This window comes from Virgibacillus salexigens (assembly GCF_014905415.1).
In the GTDB taxonomy this organism is placed as follows: Bacteria; Bacillota; Bacilli; order Bacillales; family Amphibacillaceae; genus Virgibacillus; species Virgibacillus salexigens.
The window spans coordinates 849,523-875,805 of record NZ_BNEO01000002.1 but is presented as its reverse complement, the minus strand read 5'-3'; the positions used below and the strand labels follow the sequence as shown (position 1 = coordinate 875,805).

Below are 26,283 nucleotides of genomic sequence, written 5' to 3'. Positions count from 1 at the left end.
TATGAATAAAGAGAAATTATTCATATTTGACAAATACGATAACTTATTGGCAGTCACCAATAACTATATAGAAGCACGATTCAAGGAGACGGTGGAAAAGCCGGTCTCTTTTTTCATTTCATTCCCAATGACTGATGAAGATGCTCCGTATTTAATTGGTGGAAATCAAGTTGCTTTTCGTGATTTGAAAGGGAATTTTCGATTGTTCACCATTCGTGAGATAGATGACCAGGACGGAGAAGCAACTGAGAAGGTCGTTAAATGTATGCCTGGGATGCAGGAATTAACCGATGTAATAGTCGAAGAACGTAGACCGCAAGATCGTACAGCAAAATACGTGCTTGGACTCATTTTAGAGAATTCTCGTTGGCAAGTGGGGAGTGTGGCAGAACTAGGCAAGAATTCTACTAACTTTTATTTCAAAGATGCCTACACGTATTTAGGCGAATTGACTAAAATTTGGGGCGGAGAAATTGTTGATCGTATTGAGATTGAAGGCAATAGGATAGCTGGAAGATATATAGATATTGTTCACAGAAAAGGGTCGGATACAGGAAAACGGTTTGAGATTGGCAAAGATATTAAGAATATCACAAGAACAGTGCTGTATTATCCTAAAACGGCGCTTTATGGAAAAGGTTCTTCGTTACAAACAGAAAATGAAGGTCACACAAGAAAAATTACGTTTCGTGATGTGGTTTGGTCAAAGGAAAAAGGTGATCCTGTAGATAAACCCAAAGGGCAGGAATGGGTGGGAGATCCCGAAGCGAGAGAAAAGCATGGTATACCGGATCATGACACAGGAAAGATGATGCACCGTTTTGGTCCGTTTGAAGATAATGACGAAGAAGATCCAGAGGTTCTTTTAGAAAAAACATGGCAAGCTGTTCAAGATGAAAAAGAACCAAAAGCTCAATATAAAATGGATATACTCACGTTTTATGGCATTGCAGGCTATGAACATGAACAAGTCTTTCTAGGGGATACAGGGATTGCACGAGATAAAGGCATCAAGCCAATGGTACTCATTGAAGCACGTATTATGTCTTGGGAGTATGACATTGGAAATCCGAGAGATGGCAAGCTTGTTTTAGGTAATATACTAGATTTAAACTCGGACGATTCCGGGATTGATTGGGTCATCGATAAGGTAAAAGATAATGCAGGGAATTGGGATGCTGGTGGCGGTCCAATTACAGACGACAAGTTTCCAGATATAAAACCAAATGTCCCTACCAACGTTAAGGCAGAAGGCTTATTCAAAGGGATTATGTTGTCATGGGATTTTGAGTCAACGTATGCAATAGCTGCCTATGAAGTCTATGCAAGTCAAACAAATGGATTTGCACCTGATCCTACGAATCTTGTTTTTCGTGGGAAAGTAGGCGGCTACAATTACGGTGCAGATACAGATGAAAAGTGGTATTTCCGAGTACGAGCAATGAATACGCATGGGACAACTAGTGATTACTCGGAACAAGTTAGTGCTTCTACAGCTCAACTTGACTTGCCTGATTTGGAGCATATTGTTCCTGATTTTATAGAGTATGGCATCTATGAAGGAGGTACAGCCCCAAGCCCTTCAGAATATAAATTTTGGGTGAACACTTCAGAGAGTCCTAGAATGTTGTATCAATGGGATAAAACCAAGAAAGAATGGATTCCGTTAGCACCAACCAACCCAGAGCATATAGGTGCTGTTGATCAGGAAAAATACAATCAAAAAGTAAGCTCGATCGAGAAAAATGCAGAAGAAATAGCGTTAAATGTATCCACCCTTGAAACGAATGTTGAAGAACAAGGCGTTCAAATACAAAAAAATCAATCGACCATTCAAGAGAATGCAGAAGGTATTGCATTAAGTGTAAAAGAAAAAATATACAACGCTGATATGGAAGACATGACCACTCGGGTTTCTGAAGCTGAATCATCGATTAAATTGAACGCTGATGAAATTGTATCGAAAGTTAGTAAGAATGGGGTTATTTCATCTATCAATCAATCTCCTGAAAGCATTAAATTAAAAGCGGAACGAATAGAGATCGATGGCGATTTACTTGTGAAAAATGGAAAGGTCTATATTAAAGATGGTGTGATTACCAATGAATTGATTGCCGGGAATGCCAATATTGATTTTGCCAAGATCGCTAATGTAAAGATCACCAATGCTATGATACAGAGTGTTAACGCAGCTAAAATTAATGCAGGTGTTATTGATGCCAATAAGGTAACCGTACGGGTTACAGATGGTAATCAAGCTATACAAATGAATGATAAAGGATTTGAGTCGGTTGATAATAATGGAAATGTCCGTATTCATATCGGTATTAGAGATATAGGCGGAAAAGGAGAATCAGATCCTAGTACCATTCGTTTTTTCGGTGGTTCAGGACATGTTTCTGCAGGAGTTGGAATGAACGTTAACAACACATTTGTGGTTGGAAGTAATGCCAGAGAAGTAGGCATGGAATTGCGTACCCATTATACGAAAAACACAATTTATTATGCTAGGCAACATCGATTTGTAATGAGAGGGGAAGGGATGAACGGCTTTCAATCGAGGTACTTCCGTTTTCTGGGAAGACTTTCGGGTACTAAAAACGAAAATCCTGTTTTAGAACCTTCTCAAAGTGGTTGGGGGTATGTTGGAACTACAAATTTTCGACTGTGGAGAGTCTATACAAATCATTTACATTATTATGAATTACACAAGTTATCGACGAGGGATAAAAAGGAAAATATACGAGATCTCTTACCAGAAACAGCACAACATATTTTCAATCAAATAGATATTAAACGTTACCATTATATAAATGATGATGGGAATAGCACTTTACGAAAAGAAAGTTATGGACCGATAGCTGAAGATTGCCCTAATGAATTGTTGGATATTGAAGGGGAAGCTATTGTTCAAGACAATTATTTAAATGTTATCGCAGGTTCATTACAACATCAGACAGAAAGAATCGATTTGAATGAGAATGAAATTGTTTCTCTTAAAAAGGAAGTCAAGTCATTGAAAGACCTATTGAAAAACTAGAAGGAGTGGTTTAAATGGAACAAGAAGTTAATTTGCAGTATGTTGTAAATTCATTATCTAATCAAGTATCGATATTATCACAAGAAAAGGCATACCATGAAGCGATTATTGCAGCTCAACAAGAGGAACTTAAACAGCTTAAAGAAAATAATAAAGATGATGCAAACGCCAAATAAGGCGTTATTTTTATGTAGGGGGACGAGGGCATAGGGATATAAATGCCCTCTGACTCATCAAATAAGGTGTCAAGAAGAGTCATTAATGATCTTCGTTAGATAAATAGTAAGTTAGGGGGTCGAGCATTGAAGGAGGAACATGTGGATCTTTGGCAAAACACTGTACAGAAAGATATTGAAAACATAAAGAAAGACCAAGAAGTCATCAAAAGTGACATCAGAGATCTTCAGTACAAAGATAGAGAACATGATAAAGAGATATTCTCTTTACGTAAAACGTTGGAAGAAATAAAAGATGATACAAAGTGGATAAGGAGAATGGTAACAAAAGCTATCGTGACTGCCGTTATAACAGGCGTGATCGGTGGCTTTTTAACTTTATTATTTACAACTATATTTTAAGGAGGTGAGAACATGGACAAAGCAACTCTAGTACGTACACTTGTATTGTTTTTGGCATTAGCTAACCAGTTTCTAGTTACCTTTGGATTAAATCCAATCCCTGGTACAGAAGAAATATGGGGAGAAATCATTACAATGATTATCACTGCTGCAGCTAGTGCATGGGCATGGTTTAAGAATAACTATGTAACTGCAAAAGGCGGACTTCAAAAGAAAGCATTACAAGCACAAGGGTTAATTAAGAAATAAGGTGCTCATTAATGGGTGCCTTATTATTATTCAAAAAAAGGAGAGGTTTATTTATGACAAAATTATTTATTGATGCAGGACATGGTGGTTCTGATCCAGGAGCAACAGCAAATGGATTAAAAGAGAAGGACCTTACTTTAGAGATTGCTCTTAAGCTACGTAACATTCTTAATAATGAGTATGAAGGTCATTCTTTAATGTTATCTCGTACGACTGATCAATCAGTAACCTTGTCATTCCGTACAAATATGGCGAATAATTGGGGTGCGGATTACCTTGTTTCTATCCACATTAATGCTGGTGGAGGTACAGGATTTGAATCATACACCTATAATGGAAGCTATCCAGGAAAAGCAGAAACCAACCGTTTACGCGGAATTGTGCATAATGCTATTGTGGCTGAAACGGAATTCAGAGATCGAGGTAAAAAAGAAGCTAACTTCCACATGGTTAGAGAATCAGCAATGCCAGCCGTTCTTACAGAGAATGGGTTCATTGACAACGCTTCTGATGCTGCTGCTGCAGCTTTAAAATCTGATGCATTCCTAACTAAAATTGCAAGAGGTCATGCAGAAGGATTAGCAAGTGCATTAGGATTAAGTCGCAAGGATGGTGGAAATGACGGAGAGCAAGGGTATGTGGAAATACTTGCAGATTCTTTATGGACATACAATACAGCCAATTGGGATGACAAAGCTGTTATTGTAAATAAGGATGAAGTGTTTACTGTCATTCGGGACAAGTTTCCAGTAGGTGGCGGTCACATGTATCAGATTAAGAGTGGTTTATATATTACTGCTAATCCGAATTATGTAAGATATTATACGAAGTAGAGAATACGCCCTGCCTTTTTGGGGATGAGAGTTTTTAACTTTAAATGTGACTGCGAGTAGTAAGTAGATGAGAGTAAGGTAATTAAAAATAGCCCCATCCTTAGTTGGCTAGGGCTATTTATTTTTCTATAATTTCTATTTTAACGGCATGTCCACTAGGAGGCCAACCTTCCAATATACTATCAAACCACACTCGTATTGGCTGACCTACTTCTATCTCAACTAAATTAATATCTACATCTGATAAATTCACAGACATTGCATCTGGATAGTTTATTCCCAATTTACTCTCTTCATATTTTTCCAACAATTCCTCTTGCCAAGTAGGTGCAAATAAAAAAGTAGTTTCGCCTTTTTGTATTACATAACCTTCTTTTCCTGCATCTCTAGGTAGATTTTTTAGCGAGAAATCTTGATTTAGGTCCTTTTGTTGATTTTCATTGGCAGCACAACCTACAACAGAAATTAATAATATGATTAAATAACAAAGAGACACGCTTTTTCTTAACAAACTTCATAACCTCCAAATATTGTTTTATACATATCAAATAGGATAATGTTCGACATCATCCTATTTGATATGAGATTCTTTTCTTTTTCTATAGAGTTGTACTACGGTGCTATTGTGAGTACAAAAGTTATCAACTCATCGTCAGTTTTTGGTCCACCATTGTATATAGATTCTCCTGTTTCCGAATCAAGCCAACTACCTCTATGCACACCAATAGTTTCGTTTTGATTATTTAACATAGGAGATCCTGATCGTCCGCCATTTGTATCAATTTTATAATAAACCATATCTTGATTCCAATTGTAAACAGAACCAGACATTCCCCACTGAGATATCTGATTATCCTCACTCATTAAATCTCCTGGATATCCAAAGATGCTAAGAGTCTCAGAATCTAGATTACGCTGATCTGTCAGACCAAGCGTCCCAGTGACTTCACCTACATGAAAATCACCTATGGGTCGTACTTTTATAACTGCATAATCATATTCTAGATCGTAATTATCTGACCAACCTTTTGGTATATATGCTTCCTCCATTATTCATGCGCCATAACTATAATGACTATTATAAACTGCAGGATAAACAGTAGAGTCAACAGTTAATCCATGATCTAGATGATCAAGGCAATGAGATACTGTGCCAGTATGCCAGTACAAGTACCAGATTTCTCATTCTGAAATGTTAAAGATATGAACGAGATTGCTCTGTATGGCATCACGTCAGTATTATTAACCTTTTCTCTTCCATCGCTACCAATTCAATTACAGCAAATGGGGTTATTTCTTTTATCGTATTTGAAATGCCAATAGCAGAATTTTCTATTTATTTATAATTAATTTCATTTATGTTTCAAAAGGGTTATTGTATTTAGGCTCAGTAGGTTCTATGTTGGTAATTGTATCTGTTTTAGTTTTATCTTTATAGTCTTCAAATTTAATTACTTCTCCATCCAATGTTAACATGTTGTTAGGGTTGGTATTACCTTCTTCAGTGGCGATAGAGATTGGAAGAGGACAAGAGAACGTCAAGAAGAAGGGATTCGAACAGCTAAGTAAAATGGCGTTAAGTTTTGGGAGAAAAAATACGTGATCGTGATACATTTATAGCCGTTTATCCCGAAAGGAAACAAAGTATATCACGGCTGTCGAAGCCGTGATAAGAGTGGGGATGAAAAGCAACACTTTTTATAGAAGGGTCAAAAAATACTTAAATGTCTAGCAGAAATTCAATTTGCGGGTTGCTGATTTTACTTATTCCACCTTTTCGAGGGGATATGCAAAAACACCCTATGTCTAGCCTATCCAGTTTTATTCTTCATTTTCATTCTGTTCTTCTTCCAGTGCATTCTGTACTTTTTTGTTGTTTTGCCCGATAGTTTCTCCTGTATTTTTCGCTGTAGTTTTGATGATTTCTTTCTGATTCATTGTATTTTGCTTGATTAAAGATTTAAAATCTTCTTTTTGCTTATTTAAATTAGCTTTTAACTCTCCGATAGTGGCTTTTACATAATCGGCTATTTCTTTTTCTAATTCCTCATCATTGATAGATACATTCTCATCATTAATAGTTACATTTTCGTTTGAGTTGTTTCTAGACACATTTGAGGAAATCGAAAACGAATGATTTTTCTTATTTTCTGTATTTTCCATATGCAAGATCCTCCTTTTTGTTAGTAATTAAGATACTGTGTAACCACCGATATCACAAACTGAAAATGCATAAATTGTTGTTGGCTCAATTAAGTCATCAACAAAGAATGCAATGCAATCACAGATGTTATATACAAACACATCTTCAACAACTGTGTCCATTCCGGTGATGAGAAGGTTAATCTCTAATGCAAAAGTTTGTGCTGCCCTCAGGTTATTTAGGATTTCTCCTTCACAACATAATTTCTTTCTTTTGCAATTAAAGTCGTCTTCATCGTCATCACCATTGGAGCAAGTTGCCCCCAGTGAAAGTAAAAAGTCAAAAATATCACTTTCCGACAAAGGATTATCAGTTGCTTGAATGCCTGTTACATTATCTATTTGAAGGGTAGTGTTAGGAGTGGGAGTAACTGATTCTGCAGGGCGAAATGTGACGGTATCACAGTTAACCATAGTAATTAGTTGGTTTAGAGCTGGATTAGATAATGGAAGAGTACCATCGTTAAAGATATCAACTCCTTGATCTGCTGGATCTTCAATTTCGCTTTGTGCAATTCGTACTTGATTTAATAACTTGGCGAGATCTCTCGCACAGCAATCTTCTGAAAATCTCATTTTGTCTCTACAATGCTTATTGCAACATCTATTGCAATGTTTATCGTCCTCATCTTCATCAATGGAACATCCACACTTTACAGTGGTATTGACAGTGACGCCACTTACTGAAGTATCAATTGTTTGACTGTTATTAAGTGGTGATGCATTCGTATGGCCTTCAATCATTTGCATTCCTTGCTCTTGACTTTGATCTCCCATCAATTGAAGCTGGTCTTCATCTTGGTTTTGATCTTGCATTTGTGTTTGCGTTAATTCAGATCCGTCTTGGATAGGAACTTGAGCTGTAATATGATCTTGATCTAGATCCTGTTCCGAACCATCTTGAATAGGGACTTGAGCAGTGATTTGATCTTGGTCTGTATCCATGTCTGAACCATCTTGAATAGGGACTTGAGCAGTAATTTGATCTTGGTCTGTATCCATGTCTGAACCATCTTGAATAGGGACTTGAGCAGTAATTTGATCTTGGTCTGTATCCATATCTGAACCGTCCTGGATAGGAACTTGAGCAGTGTTTTGCTCTTGATCGGTTTCTTGTTCAGCCCCATCTTGAATACTAAGTTGATCTAGATCCTGTTTAAAATTCGATCCTTTTTTTGTAGTTTTATGACATTTTTCTTTATTTTTACATGGATACCGATTACAACCGTTGCAAGTCTTTCCATAAGTCAAAGTTTTTCCCCCTTTCTCATTAACCTATATGAATTGTCCACTACTATATATAGAGTATGTATTATCCTATGTGTGGGTAAAAGAAAGGATTGTGTAGATGTCTAAATAAATAAGGAAAAGAAAAGAGAATTGTAGTTGAAAAAGATTGAGGCAATTATATTTAAATTTCAGTATTAATTTATTAAGAACGATAGGTATCGAGGTGTGAGCTTTTCTAAGTACTAATCACTCCCAATATTAGGATTTAATACTATACAGACCAATATGTCCATACATAAACTGTAGTAATTATACGGAAGGAAAGTGATAACATGCAAAAATTCTTTAGAGCTAGATTGAAAGGAGATAACGAAGTCCCTCCGGTTAATACGGATGCTTTTGGTATTGCAAAATTTGTAGCAAATAGAAAAAGAACTAAATTAAAGTTTTTTCTAGAAGTTAGAAATATTAGAAATTTCATTCAGGCGCACATCCACTTTGGTGAACGGGCAGAAAATGGGCCAGTAGTAGTTTTTTTATTTGGGGCTAACCTTGAAACACTTGAGGAACAGAATGGCATCACGACTCAGAAGGGGGTTGTTACTGGCATTATTACTGATGATGACATTGTACCAAATGAGGTTGGAATAAGGACTGTAGAAGATTTAATAAATGTTATGGAACAGGAGATAACGTATGTAAATGCTCATACTGAACAAAATCCCGCTGGGGAGATTAGAGGTCAAATTGTACCACACTATTAATCATGAAAAAAGAGCGTCAAACATAGGTGGCTCCCCCCCTAAAAGTTAGCGTTTCTATTATGCAGCTGATTGGCTGGGGTGTGTTCGGTATTCGACTTGATTTAACCCGGCCAATTTTTCTTTTAATCGTTTATGGTTGTACCAGTAGATATATTCTTCAATCCGCCTTTTTAATTCTTCATAGCTTACTAATTCTTCCCCATAATACATTTCTTGTTTTAAAATACCAAAGAAATTCTCCATCGAAGCATTGTCTGCGCAGGTTGCTTTACGTGACATGCTTTGGAATAATTTATTTTTTTTTAATGCCCTTACCCATTGGTTGTGCTGGTAATGTCAGTCTTGATCGGAATGAATGGTGGTGCGATAGGTTGCACGATTCTTTACTATCTCTATGATTTCCTTTAACGGTTCCATGACAAGATCTAACGTGGGGCGTTTCTTGATACCATAAGTAATAATTTCCCCGTTATAAAGGTCATGAATCGGATTTAAATATAATTTCTCTTCGGCTAGACATTTGAATTCTGTCATATCGGTTACTAATTTCTGTAGAGGGATAGGTGTGCAAAAGCGGCGGGATAATCTGTTTTTCGCTACTTTTCCAACGTTCCCCTTATAAGAATTGTATTCACGAGATTTCCTCATGAATTTCACACATTTTAATCCCAATTCTCGCATAATGCGATACACTTTTTTATTATGGTTAATAGAATGTCCTAATTTCTTTAATTCTTTCATAATCCGTTTATAACCATAACGTTCATGAAACTTTTCAAATAAATCCGTAATGTTTTTTTAAATTCTGAGTCCGGATCTTCTCTGTCAACATTTTTAATATGATAAAGGTATATCCCTATTAAAGTGTCGTGTTTTTTTCGTTCAATAAGCCTTCTATCATTAAATATCTAGATAATGCTAGGTTTGGTGTTATCTCTTATTTCAGATATGCCCCCAATTGGGAAGGTGGGAGAGCCTATTCAGTAAAGAACATTATTTCAAGGTAAAGAGTCTTTATTTTCATAGCTCCAACCTTGGGTTAAGGACAATTAACATCAATCATTTCAAAATCCATAAATTAAATCAATTCCCAAAATTAACCTGTGAAGGGGAAACAATTCAAAGGGTGATTTTAGTAAAAATATGGGAAAAATAAACGACTTAATCCGAAAAATGGGAATCGGAAGCGTCTAAAACGACGAAACCTTCTAGGGTACCCAAACCCACCATATCCAAAGCCGTATTGCCGTTCTATTTCTTCTTCTCTTTCCATATCGCCATATGGCATAAGCAATGTTACACTGTCTTTATCTACATCTTCAATGATTCCTTCATAAGTCTGCCCATCCATTGTTTGAATTTGCACAAAATATAAATAGTAATTTTTACACGTTTCATACATTTGTTTTTTGTGTGGGTTATTATCCATATTGTATCCTTGATCATAATGCATTTCATGGTGCGGATTATACTGATGGTGCATTGTATCATTCCTCCCTATGTGTTATTCATTCATAGAATATTCAACTCATAGGCAAATGTTACAAACAACAAATGATTATCCTATTAAGAACTAGTAATATAATCATTAGATAATCTATTATTTCTTTTTTCATTATATAATAAGGAAGTTTTTAAAAAATAATAGTTATCCACCCTGCTGCCACCCAAATTGGTGGAAATAATTAATTAAAGCAAGATACATTTAAATATGATTAAATAATTAAACACTTATAAAACGCTGGTGTAACGTTACTTGATAAATACAACTCGTTATAATAAAATACACAAGAATATATCTTTGAAATAAGAAGCCTTTATGGCAGTATTAGAAATGAATGATGATTAAATCAGCGCTTACAGACATTGATACCAAATAATAGATGCTCTGCCACCGTAATTAAATATTGGGTGGCAGAGCTATTTATTTTCACTCACCATCCTTTTGAAGATGTCCACTGTTTGATTACGCATGTTTTTTTTAGATGTAGGTAGGTATCAAGAGTAAGGAAGCTGCTAGGACCTCTTTCTGGATGTTTTTAATGGGATAAAAAAAGTCAGTCAAATAACTGTGGCTGTGGATTCAGGATGCTCTTAAAAAACAAATTGTAGAGCGGGTGTTCAGCGCGACGTTTAAATAGGGTGTTCCATCAGTGAGAAATGTACGGTGAACCATCATTTTAAATTTGATGAACTCTGAATATGCATATTAACATCAGGTGTAATCTCGATTTCCTTATACACTTTTTCCCATTCGTGATTTTTAAGAAAATCTGGGTACTTTGAGTTTAGTTGTTTTTGGATCGCTAATATATCGCTTTGTGCTTCCTTTATAATTTCTGTCACTTCCTTTGCATTTTCAGTTAAGAATGTTGATGCTTTTTTATCTAATTCTTGATTGGTCACTTTCTTTGGTGAGCCTGCCAGACTTTGGAGTCTACCGTATAAATCCACTTTAATCGTTAACTGCACCTTCCCAGATGATTTATCAACAGTTAAATCTGACTTCTGCTTAACCTTTTCTACGAAAACACTAAATTCATCTGTTTTTTCATTGTCGTTAGTGATTTTCATTACGGGAGGCTTCTCGATTTTACCTTGCATAAATAATGCAAGAGAGGTTTGGTCTATTGATAATACCTCGCCAGTATAATAATCATTTTTAAATAGTGCTGTACCTAATAACTCTACACGATTTAAGTCAGATTTTTGAATATAAGGGATCATTGCATCTTTTTCTTTATCTACTACTTCACTCCAAAGTGTAAAGGTATTAGCTTTAGGTATATGCGTTTCTTTTTCCGCATTTTCAAATAAGTTTAATATATAAAAAGCAATAGGACTTTTACTTATTTGGAGTGACAAAATTTCGCTTGCCTTCCCCTTAGTAATAGCAACTTTAGATGTTAAATACCCTTGTTTGGACCTAACAATGGGTTCAAATAAAGAGGATATACTTTCTTGTTTTGCAAGATCTTCTCCAACTAATACCAAAAAAGCCTTACTGATATCCATATCTCCAGAAATTTTATTTACTAATTCGTTATTGATTTTAGAAACACTTACTCCATCAGCCTCAATTATTTCATCAGACAAATCAAATTGCCCACCACCACTGCCGCGAAGGTTCAATTCCCGGACAGCCCCTTGAATGTTTTCAGGATTTTGTTCATCGATATCAAAGCTGATTCCATTAATAATTCTTTTTTTGTTTAAATTGGTCTGATCCCAGCACCCGGTCATCGATAGTAGAATGAAAATGCAAGAGACAACTATAGTGAATTTTTTCATGATGGATGCTCCTTTTTTTTCAATATGTAGGAGAATAGTAATAGAATGAATGGAATCATAAATATAACAACATAACTGATTGAGTTAAGATACTTAGCATATAATTCAAAAGATTGGTCCGATTTACTAGCTAATAGAAAAAGAACATAAACGATCGCGCCATTGATATACACAAAGTAGTTATTCTTCTTAGGAGCGGTGGTTTTCCAATGACTTGCAAAATAGATATACACTACAATCGACATTACAACAGGAATGCTCCATAAAGGTAAAAAGATAAGGTCAATTCGATCGATCATAGTAAAGTGTAAGGGCCTAAACATATATACGATCGGAAGTTTTAATTGATTAATCATTGCTGGGTTTAATATGACGAAAGCAATTACGGTTAGATATACAGTTATCGCTACTACAAAAATATTAGAAAATGTAATAACTTTTAAAAATGTTTTCCCTTTGTGTCTTGCACTTGAATAAAGAAATAAAATGATTTCAAAACCATATAATGCAAGAAGAGATTCTTTAAGCCCTTTTATTATATTCGACATGCCGGAACTCCCAACTGGTGTTAAATTCATTACTTCTATTGGTAATGAAAAAGATAGAAACGATAGCAAGATGACAAACATAATGGATACAGATAATATAGTAAATACCCTTACAATAATTTGCAGGTTGCTGCTGCACAAATAAATACATACTGCTAACAGTAGAAAGCCAATTGCCCAGTGAGGCGAAAATGTTAGTAATACATTTTTAACTAATTTACTCGATGCAATTAAAATATAGGTTGAAGTCAGTATGAGGTATATATATATGATTACATTAAAAATGTATCCCAAGTGTGCACCGAGAATTTTTTTAGTTAATTCAAAATATGATAAAGAAGGGAAACGTCTTAATAACAACCAATACAACACAATTACTAATTGTACAGTGCATCCAGCTAGAATAATGGATATCCATCCATCTGATTTTGCGGTTTGCTGTAAGGTATTTGGTAGATAAAGGATACCAAAACCAATTTGAACTTGAATAAGTAATAAGAATAATTGTGATTTTGTAATAGGTTCCGCTGCACTCATTTAAATTCCCTTTCTATAAAGTGACATTTATTAGATTTATTTTTTGGATCTCACAAATGAATCTTTGATACCATTAATATCAAGTGGAGATAATGGATAGAAATAAGGTCTGTCAAAAGATTTTAGTTTACATAAATGTATGATTAGGAGCGTGAACGATGCAGTTAGTCCTAAAAACCCAAATGTATTGGATAAAATCATAAATGGAAAAGCGAGTAATCTAACTCCAGTCCCCATTTGATTAACGGGAGCAACGAAAGAAGCTATGGCAGTTAATGCGATAACTACAATCATTACATTGGAAACTAGACCGGCTTCTACAACTGCTGTTCCGATAACTAATCCTCCTACAACTCCAATTGTTTGTGCGATAGGTGACGGAAGTCGAATCGATGCTTCTTTTAATAACTCCAAAACAACCTGCATAGTAATAGCTTCAAAAAAAGGTGTTAAAGGAACAAACTCGGTTTGTACTCTCAGTGCATATAGTAAACCGAGTGGCAATATTTCAGTGTGAAAGGATACAACAGAAATATAGAGCGAAGGTAAAATGATGGCAATGATGAAACTTACTAAGCGGATAATACGAAAAAAAGTACCTACAAACCAACGGTTATTATAGTCATCTGGTGATTGATAAAAGCTGAAAAAGGTGACAGGTAATACCAGCACTTGTGGATTTTCATCTAGAATTAATACTATTTTCCCCTCTGATAAATAAGCCTGAGCTCTGTCAGGTCTTTCAGTAGATAAAACTTGTGGAAAAACCGTATAGCTGTTATCCTCGATCTGCTCTTCTAGCTCACCGGAAGATTGTATTTTGTTCGCTTTAATATTACGTAGCCTACTTACGATTTCTTTCAATACCTCATGGTCGACTAAGTCTTCAATATACAATAACCTTGCTTCGGTTTGCGCCTTCCTCCCCACTGTGAAATTTTTGGTTACTAGGTTCTCGTGTTTATTTCTTTTTTGAAGCAGAAAAACATTGGTATTGAGATCTTCGGTAAAACCATCACGTGATCCTTTTATTATTTTTTCATTCTCCGGCTCCGCTATCGTACGATTTTGTGTATTTGGTACTGGTATGATGATCGCTTTCTTTTCTCCTGGTATTAGCAGAATGAGATTGCCATGTCGTAAGGATTGGACAATATCTTGTGTTTTCTGTTCGGTTTTAATTTCTGCAGATTGAATAATGGAGGAAATCCTATGAAAAATATCACTTTTATGTATTTTTTTAAGATGTTCTGAGTTGAAAAAATGAAGAATCGGATCAAACACATTTTTTTCAAAAGAACTTTTATCTACCATTGAATCTAGATATATACAAATGCATTGCATTTCTTGAATGTATAGTGTTCTTGTCTTAATATCATCTGACTGGAACATTGCTTTTTTAATCAGGTCTACTTTAATATTTATGTCATAAGTAGAACTAGGGCGTTTTGAGGGCATAATAGGCTCCTTTAATATAAATACATTTATTTGTCAGTTTGTACAAAAATAGCTTTAATATACGAAGGGGGATACGGTGTGTTACAATTTAGATAAATTGATATTGTTGGGAGGAATTTTTACCGTTGTTCTACAATCCCGTCCCAATAATGAGTAAAGGATTTAAATCAAATTTAAGAAACTTAAACTTTGCCAAATAGCTTAGCTCAGAAAGAAAGCAATTATTGTTAAGATGAACAAGAGTAAGGAATTCTGCTAGGATCTAATCTTTTCCGAATATCTTTAATGGGTGCTTCTTGTTCTTTTTAAAGTACAACCTAGTGAAATAACACAGTGTTCACTTCCTTTGACATCGTTTTTCTCTTGGCAGGAAAAGCAAATCAGCACATGGTTACTTTCAATAATTCCATATAAAAGACCACTTCTGAAGTAAATTCTGTCGCAGCATAAATCACATTTACCAATGTACTCTTTTTCCATAAATCCTCCTTATCCACTTGCTTTTTCTATTATTTAATTTCTGTCATCTTAAAGTACTTGACAAAATAATTTATTTATGCTATAATTTACTTTCTTAATAATACGTTATATAATAGGATTCTCCTGGCCAGGTGAATCCTATTTTTATTGCTCTAAATGAAGGAGTGTTGTTGAATGAAAAAAGATGAGTCGAGCTTAACTTCATTAGTAGCAGCTTTTGGTCGAGCTTACCATAGTCAATTCGATACACCTAAGATTTTTGATGATTATTTAGCTAAAGATTTATTTTCGCAAAAAGAATGTAACGACATCAAAGACAATATGGTCCAAGGCATACAGTTCTTCAATAAAGAAATAGCGCAAAAGTTCGAAGGTAATACAGATGAAATATTAAAATGGATTACTCAGGTTCAACTTTCTCCAACGCCATTGGCACGAGCGGCATATTGTGAAAATGTATTACTTAATGAAGTCAGGTTAGGATTAAAACAATATGTCATACTTGGTGCTGGGTTAGATACTATTTGTTTCCGTCACCCAGAATTGAAAAACAGCTTAGAAATATTTGAAATTGATTATCCAGCTACACAGGCATTTAAAAAGAAAAAGCTGGATCAAGCTAATTTCAACATCCCTAGTAATCTTCATTTTGTTCCTATGGACTTCACCCAAAAGTTTTCCTATCAAAATCTAATAGATGAAGGGTTTGATAACCAAAAAACTTTCTTTAGTCTTTTAGGAGTTTCTTATTATTTAACACAAGAGGAAAATGCCAACTTGATAAATAAATTATTTACCAAAGTTCCATCAGGAAGCTCTCTAGTTTTTGATTATGGAGATGATAAACTTTTTAAAGAAAAAGGAATGTCTAATCGAGTTCAAAATATGATTCAAATGGCTTCGGCTAGTGGTGAGCCAATGAAATCGTGTTTTACGTATGAGGAAATAGAGGAAGTGTTAGCAGACGCAGGTTTACTCATTTATGAACATTTATCGCCTGTTACGATTAATCATCGATTCTTTCATAATCGTACTGACTATTTGTCTGCTTTCGAAACGATTCATTACATCCATGCTGTAAAAAAGTAATAGTTTAGGTTAATAAAAACTTACTTCCTAATCTTCTTTAAGATTGGGAGGTAAGTTTTTATAAGGTTTATATATTTTATTTATTCATAAGTACTCCACAATCTCGATTTTGTTTTATAATAAGGAAGAATAAATTTAAAAGGTATTTATAAGGACAGTAAAATTCAAAACTAATATGATTCTACCCTGCCGACCTCAAATAGGTGGTAATATAATTAAAGCAAGATACATTTAAATTCGATTCACTAATTAAACACTTTTAAAACGTTGGTGTAACCATACTTGATAATTGCAACTTGTTATAATAAAATACACAAGAATATACCTTTGAAATAAGAAATCTTTATGGCATGATTAAAAATGAATGATTATTATCTGAAAAAGAAGGGGAGAGCTGTTTAATAGAAAATATAGCAGTTTCCCTTTTTCCATGTTTGGAAGGAGCAATAATATGAATGCAATTCAATCTGTATATATTCATATCCCATTTTGTCAGCAAATTTGTCACTACTGTGATTTTACAAAGTTTTTTTATAACGAGAAACTTGCTGATGATTATATTGAGGCATTGAAACACGAGATCAATGCTTATGTAACGGAGAATGGAAACGATGTAAAAACGATATTTATTGGCGGAGGAACCCCAACCGCACTAACGGTAAGCCAGTTAGATGCTTTGCTTTCGTTTATCAAACAAAAATTTGACATATCCCGTTGTGGGGAATTTTCGATTGAAGCAAATCCGGGGGATTTTACCGAAGATAAAGTGAAATTATTAAAATCTTACGGTGTGAATCGAGTGTCGCTAGGCGTCCAAGTTTTTGACGATCAAATGTTACAAGAGTTAGGTAGACTGCATAAAGTGAAAGATGTGTATCAGACTATTGAGTTATTGCAAAACAATGGAATCACAAATATTAGTACAGATTTAATCTATGCGTTACCAAAGCAAACCATTAAACATTTTGAAGCATCACTTAATCAAGCGATGGCACTTGGACTTCCGCATTTGTCAACATATGCTTTGCAAATAGAACCCAAAACGGTGTTCTATCAACGACATAAAAAAGGAAAGCTTCATCGACCTGCGCAAGATGAAGAGGTAGAGATGTATCAAATATTAAAGGATACGACAAAAAAACATGGATTAAATCAATATGAAATAAGTAATTTTGCAAAACCAGGATTTGAAAGCAAGCATAACCTTACGTATTGGGATAATAAATTCTATTATGGTTTCGGAGCTGGAGCTTATGGATATATACCAGGTGAAAGATATGGTAATATTAGGCCTTTACCCGCATATATAAAAAAAGCAATAGCTGATGGGAAGCCTGTATTACATGTTGATCCTATAAGTGAAAAGGAACAAATAGAAGAAGAAATGTTTTTAGGTTTACGTAAAATGCAAGGGGTCAGTAAGCGAGCATTTACGAGTAAGTTTGGTTTTCCTCCTAGTAGATTATATGCATCGTCCATTAATGAGCTCAAACGAAAAGATTGGTTAAAAGAAGCTGGCGATAACCTTCAACTAACTGAGGATGGCAAGTTGCTTGCGAATGAAGTATTTGAGAGATTCTTGCTGGAGGAAGAAGTTGCGGATATGAATTAAGAAATAATAATAGTCTGTCCTTTACAGGCTATTTTATTATGCTCTCGTGTGAGTATAAATGTAGAATTCATTTCATTGACAAAAAAAAGTGGATTTGGTACTTTAATAATAGCATTAGCACTCGAGAGGGATGAGTGCTAACAGAGGTGATCATCATGTTAACAGAAAGGCAGTTATTGATTTTACAGGTCATTATTGATGATTTCATCGAGTCGGCGCACCCTGTTGGCTCACGTGCTATATCAAAAAAAGACGATATTCCTTATAGTGCTGCCACGATTAGAAATGAAATGGCTGACCTAGAGGATATGGGATTTCTTGAGAAAACACATTCATCTTCAGGTCGTGTTCCTTCAGAAAAGGGATATAGATATTATGTGGATCATTTGATTTCACCTAGTATTTTACATGAAGATGGAGATGTCATTAAGCATATTGTTAATGACGGCTTCTTTGAGTTTGAACAAATTGTTCAAATGTCGGCGGAAGTATTATCACAATTAACGAATTATACATCGATCATTCTTGGTCCTGAAATTTTTGAGACAAAGCTGAAACAATTGCAAATTATAACATTATCTTCAAATACTGCGGTAGCTATTCTCGTTACAAATACTGGTCATGTTGAACATCGATCCTTTACTATTCCGACTGAGATTAACCCTTCTGATTTAGAAAAGTTGGTTAACATTCTTAACAACCAATTGTCAGGAGTACCGATTATTCAATTAGCGGATAAGTTTAATACGGAGATTGTATCGATGTTAAATCAGTATGTTTCTGACATAGGAAAATCCTATCAATATTTGAATGAAGTGCTTTTTCATGAGCATCCTGTCAAATTATATATTGGCGGAAAAGCAAACATGCTCATGCAGCCAGAATTTAATGATGTTGATAAAATAAGATCCTTTTATTCAATGATTGAAAATGAGGATAAAATAGCACATCTATTAAAGCAATCAAATGGCGGAATTAAGGTTTCCATTGGACAAGAAAATGATGTGGATGCGATTAAAGACTTTAGTTTAATTACTGCTGCTTATCATCTTGGAGAAGGTCAAATGGGAACGATCGCTTTACTAGGACCAACAAGGATGGAATATCGGAGAGTAATTTCGTTATTAAATATTCTTTCTCATGAAATGACAGATGCATTATATATGTGGTATAAAAACAATGGATAAATAATTGGTTTTATACCGTCTTGCTGTAATTCGTATTGTTTCTTTCGACAGCATGACATGTTATAGTGAATGATGGTTATTTTAAAATGGAGGTGTCAGACGTGGAAGAACAGGATAAGCATTCAACATCCGCTACGCAAGAAGAGGAAAAAGCGGATGGTCAAACAGTGAAGGAAGCAGAAGCCGATGAAACTATTGAAATTATCGATTCCAATGAAGGGAACGATACGGCTGACAAGAATGAACAAGTCTCAGAATTGCAATCAAAAGTAGATGCTTTACAAAAGGAAAAAGATGAACTGCAACAGCGTGTCCTTCGAATTCAAGCGGAGTTTGATAATTATAAGAAGCGGACGTTGAAAGAAAAAGAAGCGGACCGTAAATATAAATCTCAAGACTTGATTCAAGAATTATTACCTGCCTTAGATAACTTTGAAAGAGCATTGCAGGTTGAAAAAACAGATGAAAATGCAGGTTTAATTGATGGCATTACGATGGTATATAACCAAGTGAAGGAAGCCATTGTTTCACAAGGAGTTGAGGAGATCGACACAGTAGGTGAAGAATTTGATCCTAATCTACATCATGCAGTGATGCAAGTGGAAGATGAAGAAAAATCCTCAAATACAATCGTAGAAGAATTGCAAAAAGGGTATAAGCTAAAAGACCGTGTTATCCGACCAGCAATGGTTAAAGTAAATAAATAATTGGTTTGGTAGTTAAGGAGGAAATAATGATGAGTAAAATTATTGGTATTGACTTAGGTACAACAAATTCCTGTGTGGCTGTAATGGAAGGTGGAGAATCTGTAGTAATTCCTAACCCAGAAGGAAATCGTACAACCCCATCTGTAGTTGCATTTAAAAACGGTGAGCGTCAAGTTGGTGAAGTAGCAAAACGACAAGCAATTACAAACCCAGACACGATTCAATCAATCAAACGTCATATGGGTACCGATTATAAGGTGAAGATAGAAGATAAAGAATTTACTCCACAAGAAGTTTCTGCGATTATCTTACAGCATATTAAATCATATGCAGAGGACTATATTGGTGAACCAGTAAGCAAAGCTGTTATTACTGTTCCTGCGTACTTTAACGATGCGGAGCGTCAAGCAACAAAAGATGCTGGTAAGATTGCCGGTTTAGAAGTAGAACGTATTATTAATGAGCCAACTGCTGCTGCACTTGCATATGGCATTGATAAAGAAGATGAAGACCAAACGATCTTGGTTTACGACTTAGGTGGAGGTACATTTGATGTTTCTATTTTAGATATCGGTGACGGTACATTTGAAGTAGTTTCTACCGCTGGAGATAATCGTCTTGGTGGAGATGACTTTGATGATGTTATTATTGATCATATGGTACAAGAGTTTAAAAAAGAAAATGGAATTGACCTTTCTAAAGATAAAATGGCAGCTCAACGCCTAAAAGACGCTGCAGAGAAAGCGAAAAAAGATCTTTCCGGTGTAGCCCAAACCCAAATTTCATTGCCATTTATTACGGCCGGTGAAGCAGGACCATTACACTTAGAAATGAACCTAACTCGTGCTAAGTTTGAAGAACTTTCTTCTGATCTAGTTGAACGTACAATGGTTCCAACCCGCAATGCTCTATCTGATGCAGATTTATCAGCTAGTGATATTGATAAGGTAATTCTTGTTGGTGGTTCTACACGTATCCCAGCAGTACAAGAAGCAATCAAAAAAATGATCGGTAAAGACCCTTCAAAGGGAGTAAACCCTGATGAAGTCGTTGCGTTAGGAGCTGCTATTCAAGGTGGCGTTCTTCAAGGTGATGTAAAAGATGTTGTTCTTCTTGACGTAACCCCATTATCTTTAGGGATTGAAACAATGGGTTCTGTAACAACAAAATTAATTGAGCGTAATACTACTATTCCAACAAGTGAATCACAAGTATTCTCAACAGCTGCGGATAACCAAACTGCTGTAGATATTCATGTGCTTCAAGGTGAACGCGAAATGGCTGCCGATAATAAAACATTAGGTCGCTTCCAGCTAACAGATATTCCGCCAGCACCAAGAGGAGTACCACAAATCGAAGTTTCATTCGACATTGATGCAAACGGTATTGTAAATGTTCGTGCTAAAGATTTAGGTACAAATAAAGAACAATCCATTACGATTAAATCTTCTTCTGGCCTTTCTGATGATGAAGTAGATCGTATGGTAAAAGAAGCAGAAGAAAATGCGGAAGCAGATAAGCAACGTCGTGAAGAAGTTGAACTTCGTAATGAAGCAGATCAATTAATCTTTACAACGGATAAAACGATTAAAGATTTAGGCGACAATGTTTCAGATGAAGAAAAACAAAAAGCAGAAGCAGCTAAAGAAGAATTACAAAAAGCAATTGAAGCTGATGACCTAGATCAAATAAAAGAAAAGAAAGAAGCTTTACAAGAACAAGTACAACAGCTTTCTGTTAAAATGTATGAGCAAATGCAACAAGAGCAACAAGCTCAGCAATCACAAGATGGTTCAGGTAATGACGACGATGTAGTTGATGCTGATTATCAAGAAGTAGATGATGAAGAAGATAAAGATAAAAAATAAACGCGATAACAGGATATCACCATATTAAGGAATCCTAGTTTCCTTATCCTGTAAACAAAAAAGTCAAAGTCAGGATCCTCTTGGCTTTGACTTTTTTACACGTTTATTGGTTTGTATGATCATTTGCCACGATGGTTAAGATGGTGGTAAGATAGAAGCTATGCAAAAGTGTGTATCGGGAGAGTGATTGACAAGTGAGTAAACGAGACTATTATGAGGTGCTTGGTGTTGAAAAGAATGCATCTAAGGACGAAATTAAAAAGGCTTATCGTAAGTTAGCAAAGAAGTACCACCCAGACTCAAATAAAGAAGAAGGCGCTGCGGATAAATTTAAAGAAGCTAAAGAAGCCTATGAAGTATTAGGGGATGAAAATAAGCGGGCACAATATGATCAGTTTGGTCATGCAGGTGCACAAAGCCAAGGTTTCGGTGGCTTTGGCGGAGCCCAAGATTTCGGTGGCGGTTTTGGTGATATCTTTGATATGTTCTTTGGGGGCGGTGGACGTAGACGCGATCCAAATGCGCCACAGCAAGGTGCTGATCTTCAGTATACAATGGTGTTAGATTTTGAAGAAGCGATTTTTGGTAAGGAAACGGACATTACCCTTCCTAAAGAGGAAACATGTGACACATGTTCTGGTTCTGGGGCAAAACCTGGAACAAAAACAAAGACATGTTCCCATTGTAATGGTTCAGGTCAACTAAATACGGAACAAAATACACCATTTGGTAAAGTGGTAAATCGTCGGGTTTGTCACCACTGTAATGGAACAGGAAAGATCATTCCAGAGAAATGTAATACATGTGGCGGATCAGGAAAAGTCAAAAAGCGTAGGACGATTCATATTACGATACCAGCTGGTATTGACGAAGGACAGCAAATCCGTGTAACAGGAAAAGGTGAACCAGGTGTAAATGGAGGGCCTCCAGGAGATTTATTTGTGGTTGTACAAATAAACCCTCATGAATTCTATCAACGGGAAGGTGACCATATTTTTTGCGAGCTTCCGTTAACATTTGCGCAAGCTGCACTTGGTGATGAACTCGAAGTTCCAACTGTGCATGGGAAAGTTAAACTGAAAATACCTGCGGGAACACAAACTGGTAAAACTTTTCGTATGAAAGGCAAAGGTGCTCCTAATGTTCGGGGCTATGGTTATGGAGATCAGCATATTAAAGTGAAGGTAATGACACCAACAAACTTAAGTGATCGTCAAAAAGAATTGTTACGGGAATTTAATGAAATTGGTGGGAATGAAGCTACCGATGAACAAGATAGTTCTTTATTTGAACGGTTTAAGAAAGCATTTAAAAGCGAGTAACGGTGCGGATTATCCCACCGTTTACATAATTTAATGAACAAACATTCAATAGTAAGAAGATAATTGATTAATGAAGAAATGGGTGGATCCATAATGAAATGGTCTGAACTCTGTATTCACACTACGAATGAAGCAATCGAGCCTATTTCCAATATTCTCCATGAAACAGGAGCGAGTGGGCTTGTAATTGAAGACCCGATGGACTTGGAAAGAGAGCATCCAACAACATTTGGGGAAGTTTTTGAATTAAATCCAGATGAGTATCCGGAAGAAGGTGTGTATATTAAAGCATATCTTCCAGTAAATAGTTTTTTAGGTGAAACGGTTGATGAGATTAAGCAAGCAATTAATAATCTCATGCTATATGATATTGATTTAGGAAGAAATCATATATCCCTAAGTGAAGTTCATGAGGAAGAATGGGCAACAGCGTGGAAGAAATATTATAAACCAGTTAAAATATCAAAGCATATTACCATTATACCAACATGGGAAGAGTATACTCCTGTAGACACGGACGAAGTAATTATTGAGCTGGATCCCGGTATGGCATTTGGAACCGGTACGCATCCAACGACGGTGTTGAGTATTCAAGCTTTAGAACAATTTCTGGCTGATGGCAACACAGTAATTGATGTCGGGTCAGGTTCAGGAGTACTTAGTATTGCTTCCGCATTACTTGGTGCAAGACAAGTATACGCATATGATTTAGATGATGTGGCGGTGAAGAGTACCGGTTTAAATGCGAAATTAAATAAACTTGATCAACAGATTCAGGTGAAGCAGAATAATTTACTAGATAACGTCAATATAGAAGCGGATGTTATTGTATCTAATATTTTGGCTGAAATTATCGTACGTTTTGTGAAAGAAGCATGGAATAACTTAAAACCGGGTGGATACTTTATCACTTCTGGAATAATTCAAAATAAAAAACAACTCGTAAAAACAGAACTAGAGAGTCAAGGGTTTCAGATTGTCGAAATGAATGAAATGGAAGAATGGATATCTATTGTAGCCCAAAAAGTGTAGTGTTATTTTTCCAAAAGTAGGTGGTGTAAGTGCAAAGATATTTTGTTCCTGCTGCAACATGGAGTGAGCAAACGATAAAAATCATTGGGGATGATGTTCATCATATCAAACGTGTGATGCGCTTCAAGGTTGGCGATCAGATTATATGCAGTCACCCTGATGGACATGCAGCAATTTGTAAGATTACTATTTTGGATAATAATGTAGTATATGTTGATATTGTAGAGTGGTTAGATCAGAATGTAGAATTACCTGTTGAAGTAACAATTGCTCAAGGGCTTCCGAAAGCAGATAAACTGGAAATGATTGTCCAAAAAGGGACGGAACTAGGAGCTTCCAGTTTTATTCCTTTTCAAGCGAGTCGCTCCGTTGTAAAATGGGATGAAAAACGTCAGGATAAAAAATTAAAGCGATTGAGCAAAATTGTAAAGGAAGCTAGTGAGCAGAGTCACAGAAACAAAGTACCAATGATTTATCCAAATCAATCATTATCAGAACTTATTGATCTAGCCAGTAGCTATGACTTTAAAGTTTTTGCATATGAAGAAGAAGCTAAAACAAGTGAATATCATTCTTTAAGTAGTGTCTTAAAACAGGTAGGAGAACAACAGCGTATATTCGTTTGTATTGGGCCAGAAGGCGGATTTACAGAAGCAGAAGCTGTATCACTTAAAGATAATGGCTTTCAGGCAATTCGTCTAGGACCAAGAATATTACGTACAGAGACAGCATCCTTATATGCGCTTGCTTGTATTTCGTATCATTTTGAAGAAATGAGGTGTAATTAATGCCAACAGTAGCATTTCACACGTTGGGCTGTAAGGTTAATCATTATGAGACTGAAGGTATTTGGCGTATGTTTATGGATCATGGTTATGAACGCGTTGATTTTGATCATGATTCTGATGTGTATGTCATTAATACGTGCACAGTTACGAACACTGGGGATAAAAAGAGTAGACAAGTAATACGAAGAGCGATCCGAAAGAATCCCGATGCTATTGTGTGTGTAACTGGCTGTTATGCTCAAACATCGCCTGGTGAAATCATGGAGATTCCTGGTGTAGATGTAGTAGTAGGTACACAAGATCGAAAAAACATGATTGGTTATATCGAAGAACATAAAAAATCAAAAGAACCAATTAATGGTGTTTCAAATATTATGAAAAACAGAGTATTCGAAGAGATGGATGTACCAGAATTTACAGATCGAACAAGAGCCTCTCTAAAAATTCAAGAGGGCTGTAATAATTTCTGTACCTTCTGCATCATCCCATGGTCACGTGGATTGCTTCGTTCCAGAGAGTCGGAAAATGTCATAGCTCAAGCTCAAAAGCTTGTTGATGCTGGGTATAAGGAAATTGTTCTTACCGGAATTCATACAGCGGGTTATGGCGAAGATATGAAGGATTATAATTTTGCCATGCTATTACGTGACTTAGAGACAAAAGTAAGTGGTTTAAAACGTATCCGAATTTCATCTATTGAGGCGAGCCAAATTACAGATGAAGTTATCCAAGTGATGGATCAGTCTAAAAAGATTGTAAGACATTTGCATATTCCTTTACAATCAGGTTCTGATTCTGTGTTGGCAAGAATGCGTAGGAAATATTCGACTGCTTATTATAAAGAAAAAGTTATGAAGTTAAAACAGGCTTTACCTGGTTTAGCAATTACTTCGGATGTTATTGTTGGATTCCCTGGAGAAACAGATGAGGAGTTTAATGAAACATATGAATATATAAAGGAAATTGGTTACTCTGAATTGCATGTATTCCCATTTTCACGTCGGACAGGTACACCGGCAGCCCGTATGAGTGATCAAATTGATGATGAAGTCAAAAATCAACGGGTTCATCAATTAATCGAATTATCGAATCAATTAGCCAAAGCATATGCATCTCAATACAATCATGAAGTTTTAGAGGTTATTCCTGAGGAACATTCAACTGATGATGAGAATCCAAATCGTTTAATAGGTTATACCGATAATTATTTAAAAGTAGAGTTTGAAGGAAATCCTGATATGATTGGTAAGTTAGTTCGAGTAAAAATAAACAAAGCTGGTTATCCTATTAATCAAGGTACTTTTGTCCGTGTACTTGATGATATCGTCTATTCAGAAGCAGCAAATTAATCAAAACCCGGCCATGGATGACCGGGTTTTCCTATTGATTAAAATAGAGATTATAGATTTTTTCCCCATTCCATGCTATGATACAAGAGGTACGTACAACAAAGGTAGGAAGGAAGATA

26 protein-coding genes are annotated in these 26,283 nt (G+C 35.7%); 15 read left to right on the top strand and 11 right to left on the bottom strand.

Features of this window, described 5'->3' with window-relative positions; translation table 11 throughout:
* Nucleotide 1: 1 nt before the first annotated feature.
* The 5 genes from JKP73_RS12225 to JKP73_RS12205 all read left to right on the top strand — a co-directional run bounded on the left by JKP73_RS12225 (nt 2) and on the right by JKP73_RS12205 (nt 4,700).
* Complete coding sequence (locus JKP73_RS12225; RefSeq protein ID WP_200411285.1) at nt 2–3,040, top strand: phage tail spike protein; 3,039 nt, start codon at nt 2–4, stop codon at nt 3,038–3,040.
* A 14-nt stretch (nt 3,041–3,054) separates the two neighbouring features.
* Nucleotides 3,055–3,216 (top strand): hypothetical protein, encoded by a 162-nt coding sequence (locus JKP73_RS12220; RefSeq protein ID WP_200411284.1) that lies wholly within the window; start codon nt 3,055–3,057, stop codon nt 3,214–3,216.
* A gap of 126 nt (nt 3,217–3,342) precedes the next feature.
* Nucleotides 3,343–3,618 (top strand): hemolysin XhlA family protein, encoded by a 276-nt coding sequence (locus JKP73_RS12215; protein ID WP_200411283.1) that lies wholly within the window; start codon nt 3,343–3,345, stop codon nt 3,616–3,618.
* A gap of 12 nt (nt 3,619–3,630) precedes the next feature.
* Nucleotides 3,631–3,867: a phage holin gene (locus tag JKP73_RS12210; protein WP_200411282.1), complete on the top strand. Its 237-nt coding sequence runs from the start codon at nt 3,631–3,633 to the stop codon at nt 3,865–3,867.
* 53 nt (nt 3,868–3,920) lie between these two features.
* Nucleotides 3,921–4,700 carry an N-acetylmuramoyl-L-alanine amidase gene (locus JKP73_RS12205; protein ID WP_200411281.1) on the top strand — a complete coding sequence of 260 codons (780 nt, stop codon included), beginning with the start codon at nt 3,921–3,923 and terminating at the stop codon, nt 4,698–4,700.
* Between the two features lie 118 nt (nt 4,701–4,818).
* Here the strand turns inward: JKP73_RS12205 and JKP73_RS12200 are convergent, their stop codons facing one another.
* The 4 genes from JKP73_RS12200 to JKP73_RS12185 all read right to left on the bottom strand — a co-directional run bounded on the left by JKP73_RS12200 (nt 4,819) and on the right by JKP73_RS12185 (nt 8,153).
* Nucleotides 4,819–5,211: a DUF3221 domain-containing protein gene (locus JKP73_RS12200; RefSeq protein WP_200411280.1), complete on the bottom strand. Its 393-nt coding sequence runs from the start codon at nt 5,209–5,211 to the stop codon at nt 4,819–4,821.
* 101 nt (nt 5,212–5,312) lie between these two features.
* On the bottom strand, nt 5,313–5,750 hold the full coding sequence (locus JKP73_RS12195; RefSeq protein ID WP_200411279.1) for a trypsin-like serine peptidase: 438 nt from the start codon (nt 5,748–5,750) through the stop codon (nt 5,313–5,315).
* Between the two features lie 771 nt (nt 5,751–6,521).
* Nucleotides 6,522–6,863 carry a hypothetical protein gene (locus JKP73_RS12190; protein WP_200411278.1) on the bottom strand — a complete coding sequence of 114 codons (342 nt, stop codon included), beginning with the start codon at nt 6,861–6,863 and terminating at the stop codon, nt 6,522–6,524.
* Nucleotides 6,864–6,890: 27 nt separating this feature from the next.
* Complete coding sequence (locus JKP73_RS12185; protein WP_200411277.1) at nt 6,891–8,153, bottom strand: hypothetical protein; 1,263 nt, start codon at nt 8,151–8,153, stop codon at nt 6,891–6,893.
* Nucleotides 8,154–8,464: 311 nt separating this feature from the next.
* On the opposite strand from JKP73_RS12185, the gene JKP73_RS12180 reads away from it, so the two are divergent.
* The gene (locus JKP73_RS12180; RefSeq protein ID WP_200411276.1) at nt 8,465–8,896 is read left to right on the top strand and encodes a CHRD domain-containing protein; all 432 of its coding nucleotides are present in this window, start codon (nt 8,465–8,467) and stop codon (nt 8,894–8,896) included.
* A 57-nt stretch (nt 8,897–8,953) separates the two neighbouring features.
* On the opposite strand, the gene JKP73_RS12175 is transcribed toward JKP73_RS12180, so the two are convergent.
* The 7 genes from JKP73_RS12175 to JKP73_RS12145 all read right to left on the bottom strand — a co-directional run bounded on the left by JKP73_RS12175 (nt 8,954) and on the right by JKP73_RS12145 (nt 15,210).
* Nucleotides 8,954–9,175 (bottom strand): IS3 family transposase, encoded by a 222-nt coding sequence (locus JKP73_RS12175; protein ID WP_200411275.1) that lies wholly within the window; start codon nt 9,173–9,175, stop codon nt 8,954–8,956.
* Between the two features lie 57 nt (nt 9,176–9,232).
* Nucleotides 9,233–9,688: an IS3 family transposase gene (locus tag JKP73_RS12170; RefSeq protein WP_200411454.1), complete on the bottom strand. Its 456-nt coding sequence runs from the start codon at nt 9,686–9,688 to the stop codon at nt 9,233–9,235.
* A gap of 340 nt (nt 9,689–10,028) precedes the next feature.
* Nucleotides 10,029–10,379, bottom strand: a complete 351-nt coding sequence (locus JKP73_RS12165; protein ID WP_200411274.1) for a hypothetical protein — start codon at nt 10,377–10,379, stop codon at nt 10,029–10,031.
* A 692-nt stretch (nt 10,380–11,071) separates the two neighbouring features.
* On the bottom strand, nt 11,072–12,187 hold the full coding sequence (locus JKP73_RS12160) for a Ger(x)C family spore germination protein (RefSeq protein ID WP_200411273.1): 1,116 nt from the start codon (nt 12,185–12,187) through the stop codon (nt 11,072–11,074).
* Nucleotides 12,184–13,272, bottom strand: a complete 1,089-nt coding sequence (locus JKP73_RS12155; protein WP_160807074.1) for a GerAB/ArcD/ProY family transporter — start codon at nt 13,270–13,272, stop codon at nt 12,184–12,186. Before JKP73_RS12155 ends, JKP73_RS12160 begins: the two co-directional genes overlap by 4 nt.
* A 36-nt stretch (nt 13,273–13,308) precedes the next feature.
* Complete coding sequence (locus JKP73_RS12150) at nt 13,309–14,730, bottom strand: spore germination protein (RefSeq protein ID WP_160807075.1); 1,422 nt, start codon at nt 14,728–14,730, stop codon at nt 13,309–13,311.
* 282 nt (nt 14,731–15,012) lie between these two features.
* Nucleotides 15,013–15,210, bottom strand: coding sequence for a hypothetical protein (locus JKP73_RS12145; RefSeq protein ID WP_200411272.1), 198 nt, complete (start codon nt 15,208–15,210; stop codon nt 15,013–15,015).
* Between the two features lie 174 nt (nt 15,211–15,384).
* On the opposite strand from JKP73_RS12145, the gene JKP73_RS12140 reads away from it, so the two are divergent.
* From JKP73_RS12140 to mtaB, 9 genes are all read left to right on the top strand, one after another.
* Nucleotides 15,385–16,299, top strand: coding sequence for a class I SAM-dependent methyltransferase (locus JKP73_RS12140; protein ID WP_021291065.1), 915 nt, complete (start codon nt 15,385–15,387; stop codon nt 16,297–16,299).
* A gap of 451 nt (nt 16,300–16,750) precedes the next feature.
* Nucleotides 16,751–17,911 (top strand): radical SAM family heme chaperone HemW, encoded by a 1,161-nt coding sequence (gene hemW, locus JKP73_RS12135; RefSeq protein WP_200411271.1) that lies wholly within the window; start codon nt 16,751–16,753, stop codon nt 17,909–17,911.
* A 155-nt stretch (nt 17,912–18,066) separates the two neighbouring features.
* Complete coding sequence (gene hrcA / locus JKP73_RS12130; RefSeq protein ID WP_021291067.1) at nt 18,067–19,098, top strand: heat-inducible transcriptional repressor HrcA; 1,032 nt, start codon at nt 18,067–18,069, stop codon at nt 19,096–19,098.
* A gap of 101 nt (nt 19,099–19,199) precedes the next feature.
* On the top strand, nt 19,200–19,805 hold the full coding sequence (gene grpE / locus JKP73_RS12125) for a nucleotide exchange factor GrpE (RefSeq protein ID WP_021291068.1): 606 nt from the start codon (nt 19,200–19,202) through the stop codon (nt 19,803–19,805).
* Nucleotides 19,806–19,834: 29 nt separating this feature from the next.
* A complete protein-coding gene (dnaK, locus tag JKP73_RS12120; protein ID WP_021291069.1) occupies nt 19,835–21,673 on the top strand; it encodes a molecular chaperone DnaK in 1,839 nt (612 codons plus the stop codon).
* Between the two features lie 194 nt (nt 21,674–21,867).
* Complete coding sequence (dnaJ, locus tag JKP73_RS12115) at nt 21,868–22,995, top strand: molecular chaperone DnaJ (protein ID WP_021291070.1); 1,128 nt, start codon at nt 21,868–21,870, stop codon at nt 22,993–22,995.
* A gap of 93 nt (nt 22,996–23,088) precedes the next feature.
* Nucleotides 23,089–24,027, top strand: coding sequence for a 50S ribosomal protein L11 methyltransferase (gene prmA, locus JKP73_RS12110; protein ID WP_021291071.1), 939 nt, complete (start codon nt 23,089–23,091; stop codon nt 24,025–24,027).
* Nucleotides 24,028–24,056: 29 nt separating this feature from the next.
* Nucleotides 24,057–24,815, top strand: coding sequence for a 16S rRNA (uracil(1498)-N(3))-methyltransferase (locus JKP73_RS12105; protein ID WP_160807077.1), 759 nt, complete (start codon nt 24,057–24,059; stop codon nt 24,813–24,815).
* Nucleotides 24,815–26,164 (top strand): tRNA (N(6)-L-threonylcarbamoyladenosine(37)-C(2))-methylthiotransferase MtaB, encoded by a 1,350-nt coding sequence (mtaB, locus tag JKP73_RS12100; protein ID WP_160807078.1) that lies wholly within the window; start codon nt 24,815–24,817, stop codon nt 26,162–26,164. Before JKP73_RS12105 ends, mtaB begins: the two co-directional genes overlap by 1 nt.
* The last annotated feature ends 119 nt before the right edge of the window (nt 26,165–26,283 follow it).

Excerpts from the sequence above, each read along its gene's own strand:
- dnaK (WP_021291069.1), top strand. The coding sequence starts at position 19,835 with ATGAGTAAAATTATTGGTATTGACTTAGGTACAACAAATTCCTGTGTG.
- JKP73_RS12160 (WP_200411273.1), bottom strand. The coding sequence starts at position 12,187 with ATGAAAAAATTCACTATAGTTGTCTCTTGCATTTTCATTCTACTATCG.
- JKP73_RS12140 (WP_021291065.1), top strand. The coding sequence starts at position 15,385 with ATGAAAAAAGATGAGTCGAGCTTAACTTCATTAGTAGCAGCTTTTGGT.
- JKP73_RS12190 (WP_200411278.1), bottom strand. The coding sequence starts at position 6,863 with ATGGAAAATACAGAAAATAAGAAAAATCATTCGTTTTCGATTTCCTCA.
- JKP73_RS12175 (WP_200411275.1), bottom strand. The coding sequence starts at position 9,175 with ATGTCACGTAAAGCAACCTGCGCAGACAATGCTTCGATGGAGAATTTC.
- mtaB (WP_160807078.1), top strand. The coding sequence starts at position 24,815 with ATGCCAACAGTAGCATTTCACACGTTGGGCTGTAAGGTTAATCATTAT.
- JKP73_RS12205 (WP_200411281.1), top strand. The coding sequence starts at position 3,921 with ATGACAAAATTATTTATTGATGCAGGACATGGTGGTTCTGATCCAGGA.
- hemW (WP_200411271.1), top strand. The coding sequence starts at position 16,751 with ATGAATGCAATTCAATCTGTATATATTCATATCCCATTTTGTCAGCAA.
- JKP73_RS12155 (WP_160807074.1), bottom strand. The coding sequence starts at position 13,272 with ATGAGTGCAGCGGAACCTATTACAAAATCACAATTATTCTTATTACTT.
- JKP73_RS12195 (WP_200411279.1), bottom strand. The coding sequence starts at position 5,750 with ATGGAGGAAGCATATATACCAAAAGGTTGGTCAGATAATTACGATCTA.
- JKP73_RS12180 (WP_200411276.1), top strand. The coding sequence starts at position 8,465 with ATGCAAAAATTCTTTAGAGCTAGATTGAAAGGAGATAACGAAGTCCCT.
- JKP73_RS12150 (WP_160807075.1), bottom strand. The coding sequence starts at position 14,730 with ATGCCCTCAAAACGCCCTAGTTCTACTTATGACATAAATATTAAAGTA.
- JKP73_RS12165 (WP_200411274.1), bottom strand. The coding sequence starts at position 10,379 with ATGCACCATCAGTATAATCCGCACCATGAAATGCATTATGATCAAGGA.
- JKP73_RS12145 (WP_200411272.1), bottom strand. The coding sequence starts at position 15,210 with ATGGAAAAAGAGTACATTGGTAAATGTGATTTATGCTGCGACAGAATT.
- JKP73_RS12225 (WP_200411285.1), top strand. The coding sequence starts at position 2 with ATGAATAAAGAGAAATTATTCATATTTGACAAATACGATAACTTATTG.
- JKP73_RS12210 (WP_200411282.1), top strand. The coding sequence starts at position 3,631 with ATGGACAAAGCAACTCTAGTACGTACACTTGTATTGTTTTTGGCATTA.
- prmA (WP_021291071.1), top strand. The coding sequence starts at position 23,089 with ATGAAATGGTCTGAACTCTGTATTCACACTACGAATGAAGCAATCGAG.
- hrcA (WP_021291067.1), top strand. The coding sequence starts at position 18,067 with ATGTTAACAGAAAGGCAGTTATTGATTTTACAGGTCATTATTGATGAT.
- JKP73_RS12220 (WP_200411284.1), top strand. The coding sequence starts at position 3,055 with ATGGAACAAGAAGTTAATTTGCAGTATGTTGTAAATTCATTATCTAAT.